10 protein-coding genes and 1 riboswitch are annotated in these 15,722 nt (G+C 38.7%); of the genes, 2 read left to right on the top strand and 8 right to left on the bottom strand.

Annotated elements, in window-relative coordinates:
- Nucleotides 1-1,004: 1,004 nt before the first annotated feature.
- Nucleotides 1,005-1,964: a PP2C family protein-serine/threonine phosphatase gene (locus ACFVSH_RS09815; protein WP_387705785.1), complete on the top strand. Its 960-nt coding sequence runs from the start codon at nt 1,005-1,007 to the stop codon at nt 1,962-1,964.
- Nucleotides 1,965-2,009: 45 nt separating this feature from the next.
- Here the strand turns inward: ACFVSH_RS09815 and ACFVSH_RS09810 are convergent, their stop codons facing one another.
- From ACFVSH_RS09810 to ACFVSH_RS09780, 7 genes are all read right to left on the bottom strand, one after another.
- Nucleotides 2,010-3,392, bottom strand: coding sequence for a UDP-N-acetylmuramoyl-tripeptide--D-alanyl-D-alanine ligase (locus tag ACFVSH_RS09810; protein ID WP_387705783.1), 1,383 nt, complete (start codon nt 3,390-3,392; stop codon nt 2,010-2,012).
- 158 nt (nt 3,393-3,550) lie between these two features.
- On the bottom strand, nt 3,551-4,633 hold the full coding sequence (locus tag ACFVSH_RS09805; protein ID WP_387604958.1) for a D-alanine--D-alanine ligase: 1,083 nt from the start codon (nt 4,631-4,633) through the stop codon (nt 3,551-3,553).
- Nucleotides 4,634-5,008: 375 nt separating this feature from the next.
- Nucleotides 5,009-5,791 (bottom strand): hypothetical protein, encoded by a 783-nt coding sequence (locus ACFVSH_RS09800; RefSeq protein ID WP_387604959.1) that lies wholly within the window; start codon nt 5,789-5,791, stop codon nt 5,009-5,011.
- A 440-nt stretch (nt 5,792-6,231) separates the two neighbouring features.
- Entirely contained in the window at nt 6,232-7,491 is a 1,260-nt protein-coding gene (locus ACFVSH_RS09795; RefSeq protein WP_387604960.1) for a cation:dicarboxylate symporter family transporter, read from the bottom strand.
- 172 nt (nt 7,492-7,663) lie between these two features.
- Nucleotides 7,664-7,810: riboswitch (cyclic di-AMP (ydaO/yuaA leader) on the bottom strand.
- Between the two features lie 198 nt (nt 7,811-8,008).
- Nucleotides 8,009-9,271, bottom strand: coding sequence for an efflux RND transporter periplasmic adaptor subunit (locus ACFVSH_RS09790; protein WP_387604961.1), 1,263 nt, complete (start codon nt 9,269-9,271; stop codon nt 8,009-8,011).
- Between the two features lie 14 nt (nt 9,272-9,285).
- Entirely contained in the window at nt 9,286-9,948 is a 663-nt protein-coding gene (locus ACFVSH_RS09785) for a hypothetical protein (RefSeq protein WP_387604962.1), read from the bottom strand.
- Nucleotides 9,949-10,178: 230 nt separating this feature from the next.
- Entirely contained in the window at nt 10,179-11,057 is an 879-nt protein-coding gene (locus ACFVSH_RS09780) for a TetR/AcrR family transcriptional regulator (protein ID WP_387705781.1), read from the bottom strand.
- Nucleotides 11,058-11,246: 189 nt separating this feature from the next.
- Between ACFVSH_RS09780 and ACFVSH_RS09775 the strand changes: the two genes are divergently transcribed.
- A complete protein-coding gene (locus ACFVSH_RS09775; protein ID WP_387705779.1) occupies nt 11,247-14,372 on the top strand; it encodes an efflux RND transporter permease subunit in 3,126 nt (1,041 codons plus the stop codon).
- A 242-nt stretch (nt 14,373-14,614) separates the two neighbouring features.
- Here ACFVSH_RS09775 and ACFVSH_RS09770 read toward each other — a convergent pair whose 3' ends face one another.
- A complete protein-coding gene (locus ACFVSH_RS09770; RefSeq protein WP_260288924.1) occupies nt 14,615-15,454 on the bottom strand; it encodes a tyrosine-type recombinase/integrase in 840 nt (279 codons plus the stop codon).
- Nucleotides 15,455-15,722 lie beyond the last annotated feature (268 nt).

Genomic DNA, 15,722 nt, shown 5'->3' with positions numbered 1-15,722 from the left:
AAAAGCGCTATAATGCGGCTTGATTCCCTAATAGCTACTAAAGCCGCCAAGAGATGCAGCTTTTATATATGACCAGACGCGCGGCCTATTTAATCTAAAATAATCTCAAGAATGAACTCATGAAACATGTAAGAACATACAATTTTGTTGCCTCAACCTGATTAATTTAAATAATCATCAATGATAAGACATTTAAACTCATACTCATATTACCATTTTCAAACTGTTAATGCAATAAAGGATATCGCCCCATTCAGAGTTACTAAAAACTTTAGATCGTTTCAAAAACGAGGAAATTGGATAGTCCCACCTGATAATCGTGCAACCTGATTTGTTCATCAATAGAGTTACCTTAGTTACTAAATCCATTCATGCGATGTGGATTCAGACTGCAGACAAATTCGGAAGAAAGCGAGATTCCTGAACCGACTGGAACGTTTTTTAAAGGAGAATCTGTTCCAGTTCAGGAGGAATTCAGTGACCTAGTCCTTTTCTATGATGAGACCATTTAGACCACTTACTGTATCCATTTAAATGTTTTGCAAAAACGAACATCTATTTATTTACATGATATGTGTTTAAATCAAATAGTTTCAATAAACCTTTTTTCAGGAAGGATCAGTTCGAATGAATGGCTACCATCCACGGTCCCCCGTTGGAAAAAGAAAGGACTTATTATGAATCCGCTTTTAAATTTCCAGGTATATGGAATCATTTACTTTTTGAAAATTCCATCTTTTCGCTCGAAAATTATAGTAAATAAGTCTAAATGCAGTATGATTGACCTATCAACAAAACAACGGGGGGTTATATGAATATTTTCACAATAGATGTTCCTTTATGTAAGGATTTTGGTCGAATCTTAAAGAAAATGAACAAGAACGTCACCTTTTTGGAGGATCCACTCAATCAAAGTCATCTATTCAAGGATTCAACGGACCTTAATGAAATCATTATTTATTTTACCTTTACACATATCAAAAGATTCTTGGCAGGAAACTTCTTTGTTTGCCTTAGCTGAATCTCACGAAATCCCTATCTTATTCATTTACAAACGCGCTTTAGGAATGGAGGCACCTCCGGCATTACCAGAAAAGACCTTTTATGAAACCATGGCTGTTCCTGCCGATTCAGCAGAAGTCAGGATTAAATTAAATTCACTCAAAAACATCAGCATGCAACTGTTTTCGGCAAAGATGAAGGGGCAGGAGCTTGAAAAGATACACCAAAAATCAGCAAGGAGCCTGCGAATTGCAAAGGGCATACAGCTTTCAAATTTACCTTTGTCGATCAATAATGAAGATATAGAGGTCAAAGGTCTTTCCCTGCCTTCGAGTGAACTTTCAGGGGATTTATTTTACTGGACGGAGGTTGATGACAGGATATACGGCTTCATAATGATCGATGTATTCGGAAAGGGCATCCATACAGCACTTATTAACATGTCCATACGGACTTTGATGCCCGATCTATTCAAACGTGTAAAAGATCCCATTTTCATAACAGAGGAACTGGACAAACATATGCGGAACCTATTTCAAGGAATTAATCGGGATAACAAAAACCTTGCTCGCTTTACAGCTTTCATAGCATATGTGAATACAAAGGATCGTCTCATCGAATATGTGAACTACGGATTTACTTCAGCCTTCTTGTATTCCCCAAGCACCAACCAAATTCTCACATTAAACGAAGGGGACACCCCAAGCGGACTGATTCCCGAATTGCCCATTAAAAAAATAGTCTTTCATTATGAACCAGGAAGCCGTTTCATCATCTATACAGATGGACTCTCTAAAACGCCCAATCCTTCCGCCTTTGACCGGTCTGACAATATCAAGAGGGAGTTCATTGAAAATGTCCATCTCGATACAAATAAGCTTCTTCAGGAGCTTGTGATCTCAAGGATGAGGCATTCGGTGATTAACGATGACATCTGCATTATTGCAGGGACTCTTTTTTAAGTACGATAAAAAAAGGCCGTTTTCAACGGCCCTTTCTACGCTTTTTTATTTTTGTAAGGCTTGAACGACTTCCTCCAGTTTCATGCCCCTGGATGCTTTAACGAGAATGATGTCATTTTCCTGTGTAGAAGACTTAAGTTCCTCTATAAGCTCCTGTTTATCCTGAAAAGGACGAACCTGCTCCGATGAAAAAGACTTGCTCGCTCCCTTGGCAATAAACTCGGCTAAAGGACCAAACGTGAAGATCTTATCGATCCGTTCATTGGAAATCAATTCACCGATTTTCAAATGAAAGTCTTTTTCCTGTGGCCCTAACTCCAACATATCTCCCAATACAAGGATCTTTTTCTCGAATCCAGATAATCCCTCAACCAATTCCACTGCTGCCTTAACTGAAGTTGGACTGGCATTATATGCATCATTGATGATCTTCTGCCCTTTTGCGCCTTCGACCAATTCCATCCTCATATTAGTTAATTGAATGGTTGACAGACCTTTACGGATCGCTGAATCATCCACATTGAATTCTTTAGCAACCAAGATGGCAGCCAGCGCATTAAGAACATTATGATTGCCTAATACGGGTATCTCATAATCTAACTCCTTTTCACCGCTTGCGATTGTAAACGCGGTACGGTCTGCCCCTTGGCTTATGGTCTGTGGATATAAATCATTTTGTTCCGTACGTCCAAAAGATATTACATTTAAATCAGGAAAATCTCTTTTGATCCGATTGCGAAGCAATGGTTCATCGCCATGATAGATCAGCTTCCCATCTTTCGCCAAACCTTCGACAATTTCCAATTTTGCATTTGCGATTTCCTCGCGTGATCCTAAATCCAATAAGTGTGATTCACCGATATTGGTAATGATCGCTACATCAGGCTTTGCCATTTTGGATAAAAACTCAATTTCACCGCGGCTGCTCATTCCCATTTCCAAAACAGCTGCTTCAGTATCCTCTTCCATAGAAAGCACCGTTAGTGGTAAACCTAAGTGATTATTGAAGTTTCCACTGGTTTTATGAACTTTATAGGTAGTGGCCAGCAACGCAGCCGTCATATCTTTCGTTGTCGTCTTACCGTTGCTTCCTGTTATCCCAATGACTTTTATATTCAACTGCTGACGGTAAGAACGCGCCAATTGCTGAAGTGCTTTCTCGGTATTTTCCACAATGATTATCGGTAAATCATTAGGAGGATTCGGAACATCCCTTTGCCAAAAAGAAGCAGCAGCTCCTTGCGCCAATGCTTGCTTGACATACTGATGTCCGTCAACCTGCCCACCCTTAAGCGGTATGAACAAACATCCTTCCTTAACTGTTCTGGAATCGATGGTAACCCCATTAATTCCTTTGGACTGGAATGGACTGATATCATTCAAACCGTCTGCCATCTCATGTACTTGTTTTAACGTTCTCTTTATCATTTTGTTCCTCCTACATTCATCGAACCGTTAATCGCTCTCTACTTCCAATAACCAAACGAAGCAGAAACCAGTTTAAAATCGCACCGGTTCCTGCTGGTTGGAATCCATCAAATCAACATTGATGGATTGTGAAGTTTACTGCTACATTACTTGCATGATCAAACTGTATATTTGATTTGTTGTTTTTCCTGATGACGTTCCAAAGCAAGTTTCACTAGTTTTTCAATTAGCGCTGGATAGTCGACACCTGTGTGCTTCCACAATAACGGAAACATGCTAAATGGAGTAAACCCAGGCATTGTATTCACTTCATTAATATAGATTTGCCCCTCATTCGTTAAGAAGAAATCAGCGCGAACCAATCCAGAGCAATCCAATGACTTAAAGGCAGTAATGGCCATTTCGGATAAAGTTGCATACTCGTTTTCCGATATCTCCGCTGGAATGACCATCGCTGAATTACCGTCTACATATTTTGCTGAATAATCATAGAAGCTAAAATCCTTCTTAGGGATGATTTCGCCTGCCACTGAACAAGACGGTTCATCATTACCGAGAATACCAAACTCTAGTTCACGAGCAATGACCCCTTCTTCTATGATGATCTTCCGGTCGAATTGAAAAGCTTCCGCTACCGCTTTTTCCAGTTCATCAGCATCATTACATTTGCTGATACCGACACTTGAGCCTAAATTGGCAGGTTTGACAAAACAAGGGTACCCCAATTCCTCCGCAACCTTTTTAATGGCACTTTCAGTATCCTTCTCCCATTCGGAACGAATGAACCAAGTGTATTTCACTTGCGGAAGTCCCGCCTGGGCAAAAATGTTTTTCATGATGACCTTATCCATTCCTGCTGATGAAGCTAATACGCCATTTCCTACATAAGGAAGGTTCAATAGTTCCAGCATCCCCTGTACGGTCCCATCTTCTCCATTTGGTCCGTGAAGCAATGGGAAAATTACGTCATACCCTGTTGATTCACTATTTTCATCAGTTGAATGTGCCTGCAAGGCAAGAGGTGAGCTCGATTTTTCCGGTAAAAATGTCAAAGCCTCCACATTCTCAGCAGGCCCTGTTAACTTTGGTCCATTAATCCATGAACCCTCTTTTGTTATGTAAATCGGATATATATCAAACTTTGCTAAATCGAGAGCTTTAATGACAGCTAAAGCCGTCTGCATAGAAACCTCATGCTCCGCAGATTTTCCACCATAAAGCAAACCAAGTTTAGTTTTCATGAGTTATTACCCTCCAATATTCTTTTAACCATGTTCATTGTATCACTTTACACTAAAACGGATAAAGCGAAACTTCCGTCATTGAGGCTTTTCCAATGATGGTTAGTTAAGCCAACCGGGCTTTTACAGGCTGTTGGCCCACCACATTTCTTTTTCATTACATTTGCCATCCGCTTCCCAGCCTGTTAATGCGGGGTAAAGCAAAACTTCTATCATTAGATACATTCCAATCATTACCATCATTAGAACACAGAATAATACCGCCACGTCCTGTGAGCCGCCCTCTTATCTTTTATGCATGAGATGGTAAGTCTTACACCAAAAAAATTTGAGGATGTCAAATAATCCATCCACTAACCTTGGAAGTTGGGATAATCAGGAGGATGATGTGTTTTTAATAACGCTTTCCCATACTTTTTCTTTTCGATTGAAGATAATAAAGGCATCGGGCTCATAAATAACTCTATCCGAAAAGTCGTCATGCATCTCATCCATGTTTAAATAATCCCCTACGACCCATGCAGGTATCTCAATTTTCGTTCTTGTATACTTAACATCCCGAAAGGAAAAAGCGAGCCCCTCTCCCAGAATATGAGCCAAGGAAGAAATGATTTCTGCTGGAATCGCCGTCAGCTCTTTTTTCTTTCTGATTCCAAGCCACGTCCTCTCTACTTTTAATGGCTCCAGCTTTAGCGGAATCAGTCTTCCTAACATCATATAATATGTCGAAAGAGAACGAAAATAAATTTTATTGAACCAGCCATCATCCTGGGCAAGGTACACAAATTGATTATTCAATTTACGGAAAAACGGGGGACTCAGATGGGTTTTAGCGTGTCCTAAATATAAAAGTTCCGCTATTTCCCTTCCATCCAATTCATCCAGCCCTTCCGCCTCTTCAAAATCGACCCAACAGAAATCTCCATATGCCCGAACATTTTCTTTACCGAGCTTCGCAATATCCTTAGATGAAGCGCTCTTAAGCAGGACATTCAAATTGTATTCCCCACCATCGAATTGATGTTTCAATAATAAGATCGAATCCAAGGTATATGGAAGCGAATAGACGAATTCACGAAAATTTAGTCCATTAAAAAGGACAAACCGTTCGGAAGCCTGCATATACATATATAAGATATCATTGCTATCATTCTTCATAACCTGACCCCCTCCGAGCTCTCAATCAATAATGTTATTTTATCAAACTTTTGGGTTTTCACATAAGTTATATACCACCCAACATCAATCATCATCAGCACCGTGTATAGAATGCGATACACAAAATCCATATTATAGTGAAAAATTCCGAATTGGAGGAATTGATCCTGGGTAAAGTTAAAAAAGCTTTCATCTTTCATCCTTTGCATGGTGCAGCTTCCCTTGGAGCAACTAAAAGATCAGGTCTATGGCAATCAGAGAAATTTGCCTTTTGAAAAATATTTATATCAGGATGATGCAATCCTTGATATCGGATGCGGTACAGGAAGAACCACACTCGCACTATATAAAAAGGATTTCAAAATATAGAAGAGAAAGCGCATTTTATTTCAAAAAAAAAAAAAAAAATCCAGAGTGACATTTCACTCTGGATTTTTATATTAAGAAACTTGCTCTAATTCTTTTTTGGAAGGAGGGTTGAATTGACCTTCCCATTTTGAGATAACGATTGCCGCAAGTGAATTACCAATAACGTTTACTACTGTACGGCCCATATCAAGAATACGGTCAATACCAGCAATAAATGCTAAACCTTCAATTGGAATACCAACTGTTCCTAATGTCGCTAAAAGAACTACGAAAGATACACCAGGTACACCTGCAATCCCCTTAGATGTGATCATTAACACTAACATTAGTGTAATTTGTTCATAAGCGCTTAAATCAATTCCATACATTTGAGCGATGAAGATAGCTGCTAACGCTTGATATAATGTAGAACCATCAAGGTTAAAAGAGTATCCTGTCGGAATAACAAACGTAGCAATATGTTTCGGACATCCCGCTTTCTCCATCTTTTCCATGATTCTCGGAAGAACTGCCTCTGAACTTGCTGTCGAGAACGCAAGAATCAATTCTTCTTTTAGAAGCTTAATCAATGTAAAGATATTGAACCCTACAAATTTTGCAATAAGACCCAGAATGACAATTACAAAGAAAATCATTGTTCCGTATACAGAAAGCGCTAACTTTCCTAGCGGAATTAAAGATTCCAAACCGAACTTGGAAATGGTCACACCGATTAGTGCAAATACCCCGATAGGAGCAAATTTCATGACCATATTAGTTAAGTAGAACATTCCTTCTGCTGCACCTTGGAAGAAACGGAATACAGGTTTACCTTTTTCACCGATAGCCGCAATACTAAGTCCAAACAAAACAGAGAAGAAAATGATCGCTAGCATATCGCCTTCTACCATAGCTTTAATTGGATTGGATGGTACAATGTGAACAATTGTATCTACAAAAGATTCATGCTGCTTAGTTTCTGCTGTATCAACATAGGTAGAAATATCAGTTTGTTCTAGATTGTTCATATTTACACCAGCACCAGGCTGGATAATATTCGCGGAAACTAGACCAACAGCAATCGCTATCATTGTTACTACAACAAAGTATGATAATGATTTAGCACCAAGTTTACCTACCGCTTTCAAATCACCTACACCGGCAACTGCAACGATAAGGCTTGAAACGATGATCGGCACTACAATCATTTTAATCATTCGTAGGAAAATGTCCCCGAATGGCTGTAAAAAGTTTTGGGCCGTCTCATTACCATAAAAAATGGCACCAACGATAATCCCTAAAATTAAACCAATGAAAATTTGGCTAGCTAAACTTAATTTGAATTTCTTCATTTACTTTCCTCACCTTCCATAAAGTCTTTGATGCAAAAACATTTTTGTCTCGGTAAGGGAAACAAGATACTAATAAAAGAAAGTAATTTTTCTTTTTTTGAAAAACTCTGTCTTTACGCCGAAAAAAAAGACACTTCATGTGTCGATTTCTTATTGGCGTGAATATTCACACATGTTCCCTTAAAGACGCTGACGAGGTTAGCTGTCGGGTTAGGAATTGGAAACACAAAGCCCTTTCATTTCTGAATTCACCCCTAGCGGATAAAATCCACAAAAATGGGTCCCCCGTTCTTGGAATAAGATTAAGCGAGTTAACTTATAATAAAATATTATACTAAAAATGATAATCTGTAAATATTTATTCGCATCCATTTTAGAAAAAATCTTTAAACATGTCTGAATATTCTGTATTAATGTCTATTGTATCTATAATTACTCTTCCCGATTTTTAATCTCATGAGTTATATTAATATAATTGTTGGATAACTTAACATCACCTCTTTTGTTGAAGGAATGGTTATTTTTCCAAAAGGCCAAGTAACAGATATCTTACTTTTTCCCTAGTGGTGAATTTTTTATAAGTTGCAACTTTCACTTTTTCAAATTGAATCGGAGTAATAAAATTAGAATGGTTCTTAACTGCCACATCAGGCTTTAGCAGGATGACGTCACCTACAGACGGTCCCTTTATGATTTCTTGCTTTCCTTCTGCTTTAAGCCCTTTTGTAATGTAACGTTTATCCACATATCCTTTTTTGGTCAATTTGTAAATATAAGGCTGTTTTTGGTAATTTACCGCCTCTTCAGGAACGGAGGGTACACCGGCTTTCTCATTGGTTATTACAGTAAGATCCACTTTGGATCCCACCAACAAAGGTTCCGTTACTTCTCCTTCCGGTTCGATTAAAGCCTGAAATGGAAATCTGTTATCTTTTTTTAACGACGGCTCTTCAGCTGGATAGGAATGGATACGGCCTATCGTTCCTTTCAATGCCTTTTTTGAATCAGAGGAACTTGCTTTTATAGTCATGCCCACTTCAGCCTTTTTCATTTCTTCTTCGGAGAATTCCCCTTCAATTGCCATATTTGTAGAAACAATGGATATGATGGGATTGTTCAGGTTTTTATTGATATTTTTAACGACACCATCAGCCTCGCTCGTCGTCACGATAGCATTGGACTGCTCCTCAATTGAACTCAATTTGGCGTCAAGCATTTTCACTTTTTCATCCAAACTGTTTCTTTCCAGTTCCTGCTTGTACATTTCTTGTTCAATGTTACTTTTAATAAGATCCGTCGAGCTTGTCGTTAAATCACTACTCAAGTTTTTTTCCACCGATTCATCAATGGCCGCTATTCCAGAATCACTGGTCAGGGACCCTTGATATGACCTCAACTTGCCTATGTATTCTTCAATCCCCGCAATTTCTCCCTCAGCTGCCGTTTTTTCCGCTTCTAAATCCGCTTTTAGCGCATCAAGTTCGGTCGTCTCATACTCAAACAACGAAGAGCCAGCCGTAATCGCATCGCCTTCTTTTACAAGGAATTTCTTAAAATCATTTTTCTTGGTATCAAAATAGATATCATACTCTTCTACAGGTTTAATTACCCCATTTGTTTGAATAGTAACCGTAATAGTATCCTTTTTTACCTTTGTCCAGTTTTCAACGAAAACAGTTCGTTCCACTTTGCTTTCTTTTTTTTCAAGAAGGTATATGTTAACGGCTATTAAGACTATCGACGCAATCGAGACCGCTGCTATTTTCCATTTTCCGCTCATTCTTTTCACCCGCCTTATACAAATACGCCTACTTGGATGTATGCTAAAAAGGCTTTAACAAACCATGTGGCCAGATAGAATAGAACAATCATTAAAAGGACCAAATAATTATTCCGGTCTGAAAATTCCTTTAAATAAAAATATTGCAGAGCAATAATAAGAAATTGAAAAATGGTGATTTCGCTGAAAAAGTGAATGAAATAATCACTTCTGAGAAAATACTGACTGATGATCCCAAATGAAAAAGGATTGGCATCGCTTCCTATATCCATTAAAACGAATAGAGGAACCAGTAATGTTTTTTCCACTAATTGCAAACCAAAAAGAATCATTTGAACGATGACTAATTTTATATATGGGATATCAGTGACGATCCAAAAGAATAGAGCTGCTAAAAATATGTATATGGAAGGGGTGAGTATGCCTGTTACTATATTGCCGCTCAAAATCAGCAACTTTGCTGCTTCGAATTCATTGGCACTCATCGTCGTGATTTCTTTGGAAAACGATTCTGAACCAATGCCAAAGTATCCCCCGATGGCGAAAACTATTAGACTAAGAAAATATAAATATAGTAATTTCAATCCAAGCTTTGTGACTGCCTCTGCATTTTGCAGTTGATAACGACTCCGATAAGGCTCTAAAATGCCCTTTAACACTCCGACCTGGTACACCATATGTGGTCCTCCCGAAAAAAATGATATTTCATCATATATTTTATCTTATTTTGGAAACAATTGCAGAAATAAGGAATGAATATACAAAAAAAACACATAAGCCTTCCCTTCAAATTAAATCCCCACACTAATTTGGTGTTAATGCTGACAATTGAAAGATTTTCTAACCACGCTTTTGAAACTCATTAACAAATGAAAAAAGAGGCTATACGCCCCTTTCGGTAAAACCTTCATATATTCAGCAAATAATCCTTCATCATTAAGATAAGCTTTGAACCCAACGGACTTCTTTTTTCATTTTTTTCCAAAAACAACAAAAGGCTTTCCAAGATGATGGGGTTTGGCCTAACTTTTGAAAACTCTTCCTGGATCGCTTTTAAAGCTTCCGTATTCTTGTTTATTTCCATTCCCTCTTCCATACGTGTTTCCACTTCCAGCATCCTGACGATGATCGAATGGATTTCCTCTTTAGGGCTCATATCCCGTATCGAGCATCCTGGCAGGGGAAATTGTTTCAATAATGGATCTTCATTGTTCTGCAGGCTTGCGATGATTGAATCCATCCGGTTCAATATGAAGCTAGGTAACAATTCCACATCGAAAGCATTTTGTTTCCTGATCAATATTCCGATATATCCTTTGAAAAGGGAATCCATAATTATGGTGCAATCCGGCAAAAGATCAGCAGAAAGTCCCGGGTATAACTCAATGATTTTACGCTTGAACCAAATCAAGCCCTCTTCATGCATATAATGTAAAAATCCATCTAGTTCTTTGCTGATATGAACCATTTGTTCCTGCATCATCATTTGAATCAAGTTGGTATTTCCCGTCATATGCTCAATGTGGACAGTGATTTGCCTCATGAATTTGTCTTTACTGGACAATGAAGCATCCAGTTCAAGATCAAGCAATGATTCCGTCAACGCTTCATAATAAAATTTAAAAATGGAGACCAGTAATTCTTCCTTCGATTTAAAATGATTATAAAAAGACCCCTTTGCTATCCCACACTTTTCAGCTATTTCCTGAACGGAAGTAGCATGATAGCCTTTCTCCGCGAAAAGCTCTACAGACTTATCTATGATCATCTTATTTTTTTCTTTCATCAAATTCATCCTATCCCTTAAAATTGTCCGTTTGTGACCGAACAGTCACTTCTTCCAAATTGTATCCCAAAACCCTTGAAACTACAACATTAACACTACCGGATATTATCTGTTGCAATCATAATCCATATACTATATATTTGAGCTTGTGACCGACTAGTCACAATTTTATGTATGGAGGGTACAAGCTTGAATTCAATAATTAAATTTTCATTAAAGAATAAATTGGCAATCTGGTTGCTTACGATCATCATCGTTGCAGCTGGTTTATACTCCGGTTTAAACATGAAACAAGAAACCATTCCAAGCATCTCGACTCCTTTAATAAGCATCTCCACAGTATATCCTGGAGCTGCACCTGAAGAAGTAGCAGATAAGCTCACAAACCAGATAGAGCAGAAAGTAACAAATTTGCCAGGAGTCGAATTAGTCAGTTCTTCGTCCATGGCTAATGCCTCATCCGTCCAATTACAATATGATTATGATACGGATATGGATGACGCTGTAAAAGAGGTGAAAGAAGCTTTAGAGAAATTAGAGCTTCCTGAGGGAGTGGATAACCCAAGCGTATCAAAATTAGAATTAAACGCTTTTCCTGTCGTCGCACTCAGTGTAACAGATAAGAGTTCTGATTTACCAGCTCTTACAAAAAACGTTGAAGAGGTGTTAGTGCCTAAACTTGAAGGAATTGATGGCGTGACATCCGTATCAATTTCAGGACAACAAGTAAATGAAGGCAGCCTTGTATTCGACGAGGAAAAAATGGCTCAATACGGTCTCGATGAAGATACCGTAAAGAAGGTTATCCAGGCCGCAAACGTCAACATGCCGCTTGGCATATATAACTTTGATGATAAAGAAAAAACGATTGTTGTGGATGGAAACATCTCCACATTAAAAGACTTGAAAAATATAAAGATTCCTTTAACCGGGGGCTCTCAAACAGGAACGCCAGCACAAAACGGAACGGAAACCAATCAATCTCCTGAAATGGCCACAGGCCCCGCCCAACTGCCAAACGTCAAATTATCAGACATTGCCGATGTTAAAATCACCGGTAAAGCTGAATCTATTTCAAGAACAAACGGTAGCGAATCGATCGGGATTCAGGTTACAAGATCGCCTGATGCCGATACGGTTGCAATCGTAGACGAAGTAAACGAAGAAGTAACGAATTTCAAGAAAGACTTTAAAGGCGTAAGTGTACACACTACGCTTGATCAAGCCCAACCGATTAAAGATTCTGTTGAAACCATGATCAGCAAGGCACTCTTCGGCTGTCTGTTTGCCGTCATTGTTATCATGCTGTTCCTTAGGAACTTTAAAACGACTCTCATTTCCATCATTTCGATTCCATTATCCCTGTTAGCAGCCCTTTTGGTGCTCAAACAAATGGATATTTCATTGAATGTCATGACACTGGGGGCCATGACAGTTGCCATTGGCCGGGTCGTCGATGACTCCATTGTCGTCATTGAAAATATTTATAGGAGAATGGCTTTAAAAGGCGAACAATTAAAAGGCGGCGAATTAATACGATCAGCCACTAAGGAAATGTTCATCCCTATCCTTTCATCGACAATCGTTACTGTAGCCGTATACCTGCCTTTAGCAAGCGTTACAGGACCTGTCGGGGAACTATTCATGCCATTCGCCTTAACAATGGTGTTTGCATTAGTCGCTTCATTAATAATTGCCATCACACTTGTTCCGGCAATGGCAGACTCTTTATTTAAAAAGGGACTATCTAAAAAAGAATTAAAATCACATGAAGAAAAACCAAGCAAACTATCTGCATTCTACCGAAGAGCATTGGATTGGTCTTTAAACCATAAGTTGATCACTTTCGGTACAGCCATTGTATTATTGGTCGGCAGCTTATTCCTAATCCCAAGCATCGGTGTCAGCTTCATGCCCGCAGATGAAGAAAAAACGATTATCGTCACTTACACTCCCGCACCTGGAGAGTTAAAAGAGGATATTGTAAAACAAACAGAAAAAGTAGAAAAATACTTCATGGATAATGACGATGTGGAGACCGTTCAGTACACACTTGGTGAAAGCATGATGGGCGGCATGATGGGCGGCTCGAGTAACTCGGCCCTCTTCTATGTACTCTATGATAAAGACACCGAAAATTTCGGGGACAAAAAAGAAGCGGTCATAAAGGATTTAACTGAACTTGATTCACCTGGAACTTGGAAACAACAAGAATTCACGTCAACATCAAGCAACGAAACCACTCTATTTGTTTATGGAAATTCACAAAAAGACATTGAACCGGTAATTGATGACATTCAAAATATCATGAAGAAAAATAAAGATTTAAAAGACGTTGATACAAGTCTTTCCGATGCTTATGAGCAATATACACTAGTTGCAGACCAGGAAAAGCTAAGCGATCTTGGACTGACAGCTGCACAAATTGGTATGTCCATTGCCAATACGAATAAAGATGATGCTATAACTACGATTAAGAAAGATGGAGAAGAAGTCAAAGTATATGTCGAGACAGAAGAAACGACTTTTAAAGACAAAAAAGATCTTGAGAATACGAAAGTTACTTCACCAATGGGAATGGAAATCCCATTGAAAGAGCTTGTGAAAATCGAAGAAGGCAAAGCTTCCGATACAATCAGCCGCCGCGACGGAAAAATTTATGCTGACGTGTCTGCAACAATCAAAACGGATGATGTGGCAGCAGTGACAGCTGAGGTACAAAAGGAAGTTGATAAATTAGACCTTCCCGCAAGCGTCACTATTGACTATGGCGGAGTGACGGAAGATATCCAGGAATCATTCACTCAACTTGGTATCGCTATGTTAGCGGCCGTTGCTATCGTATACTTTGTCCTAGTCGTTACTTTCCATGGCGGTTTAGCACCTATAGCCATTCTCTTCTCCTTACCATTTACGGTAATCGGGGCATTGGCAGGGCTATTCGTTGCAGGTGAGACCATCAGCGTTTCAGCAATGATGGGTGTCCTAATGCTTATTGGTATCGTCGTAACCAATGCCATCGTATTAGTGGACCGTGTTATCAAGAATGAAGAATCAGGGCTATCTACCAGGGAAGCCTTACTCGAGGCAGGGTCCACCCGCCTGCGTCCAATCCTGATGACTGCCCTTGCTACAATCGGCGCTTTAATACCTCTGGCAATCGGTGCGGAAGGCAGTGGACTAATTTCACAAGGTTTGGGAATTACCGTAATCGGCGGACTTGTGAGTTCTACATTGCTAACACTTGTAATAGTGCCGGTAGTATATGAAGTTATAATGAAAATAGGTAAAAAGAAGAAAAAAATAGGTAAGTAACAAAGAAAAAGAAAGAGAAAGAGGGGATTCCTTATACTAGGAATCCCCTCTTTCTTGATTCAACAATTGATCAATATGATCTTAACATATTAGCCCTTCATACTTCCGGCCCCTTTTTGACCGAACTATATTCCTTCTTCTTTTAACCTTCCCCGTCACATAAGACAAAACGTCAAATTCGTCATTTCCAAGGAAATTTGTTTGTTTTAAAACCTAAAAAGGGAAAGAACCCGCTTCCCTGATTAGTGTTTGGTGAAAGTTTGATCTATCGCATTTGCCAGATCCAGCGATTCTTCTTTCAGATAACGCTTCGTTACGTTTAAATCTTTATGACCGGCAAGCTTTGATATCGTTTGTATATCTATTCCATTATCCACTAACCTTTGGCAAAAGGTATGTCGCAGTTTATGTGGATGCACATTGTATTTTTTTAATATATATTGAACTGACCTCGGAGTGATCCTTTGATTATAGCTTGAGATGAATAACGGATCCGCTTTTTCTTTTAAAGAATAAAGATAATTTTTTACATGTTGTATAGCCGATAGTGTAAGGGGAACGGATCTATCGATTTCACCTTTTGCGTTCCTGACAAGTATATAATTTCGCTCTGTCTCCATAATGACGTCACGGCCATTTAAGTCACATAATTCAGAAACACGAATTCCAGTATGTAACAAAAGGTAGACGATGGCAATGTTCCTTAGATTCCCTTCTGCTTCTATATCCCTTAACAGGATCTGCTGCTCATTGATGCTTAAAGTTTCAGGTACCTCAAGCTTGTGCTCCTTAACCTTACGTTCCACAGAAAGCATTACTTGCGGTTTGCCTAAAAATTTAAAGAAGACATTTAGGGCGATATAGTGTTTTTCGATTGTTCCCGGGCTTTTCTTGCAATTTTCTAAATAATCAAGATAACCCTGAACATCTTCAGAATGAATCTCCATCAATATCTTTTGTGTCTGGTCACAAAACTGTGAAAGGACACCAGTATACGTTTTGATCGTATTAGCTGATTTGCCTTGGTCTCTCAACCATTCAGCAAACGAAAAAATCATTTCATCTTTAGCAGAGGTATCCATCGGCTATTCCCCCAATGACAGTTTCAGAACTACGTTAAGTTTAACATATATCCCTACAGAAACGAAGAATTCTGTCCCTTTGTCTTAAACAGATATGGATAATACAGATTGCATAAAAACTCAGATACATTTATAGTATGTCCTACCATTTATACGGCATATAACATTATTTATGGTCCTTTTGAGTCACTACTTTTTTAACCGGTTTAAATAAAAGGCTCTTTTCGTAAAGATTGTTGTTTTTAAAAACTAAACGATTTAAGGTTGA

Origin of the sequence: Peribacillus sp. NPDC058002 (assembly GCF_042886655.1) — a bacterium.
Classification (GTDB): Bacteria; Bacillota; Bacilli; order Bacillales; family DSM-1321; genus Peribacillus; species Peribacillus aracenensis.
Note: the sequence above shows the minus strand (reverse complement) of the source record. Positions and strands in the feature narration are given on the sequence as shown.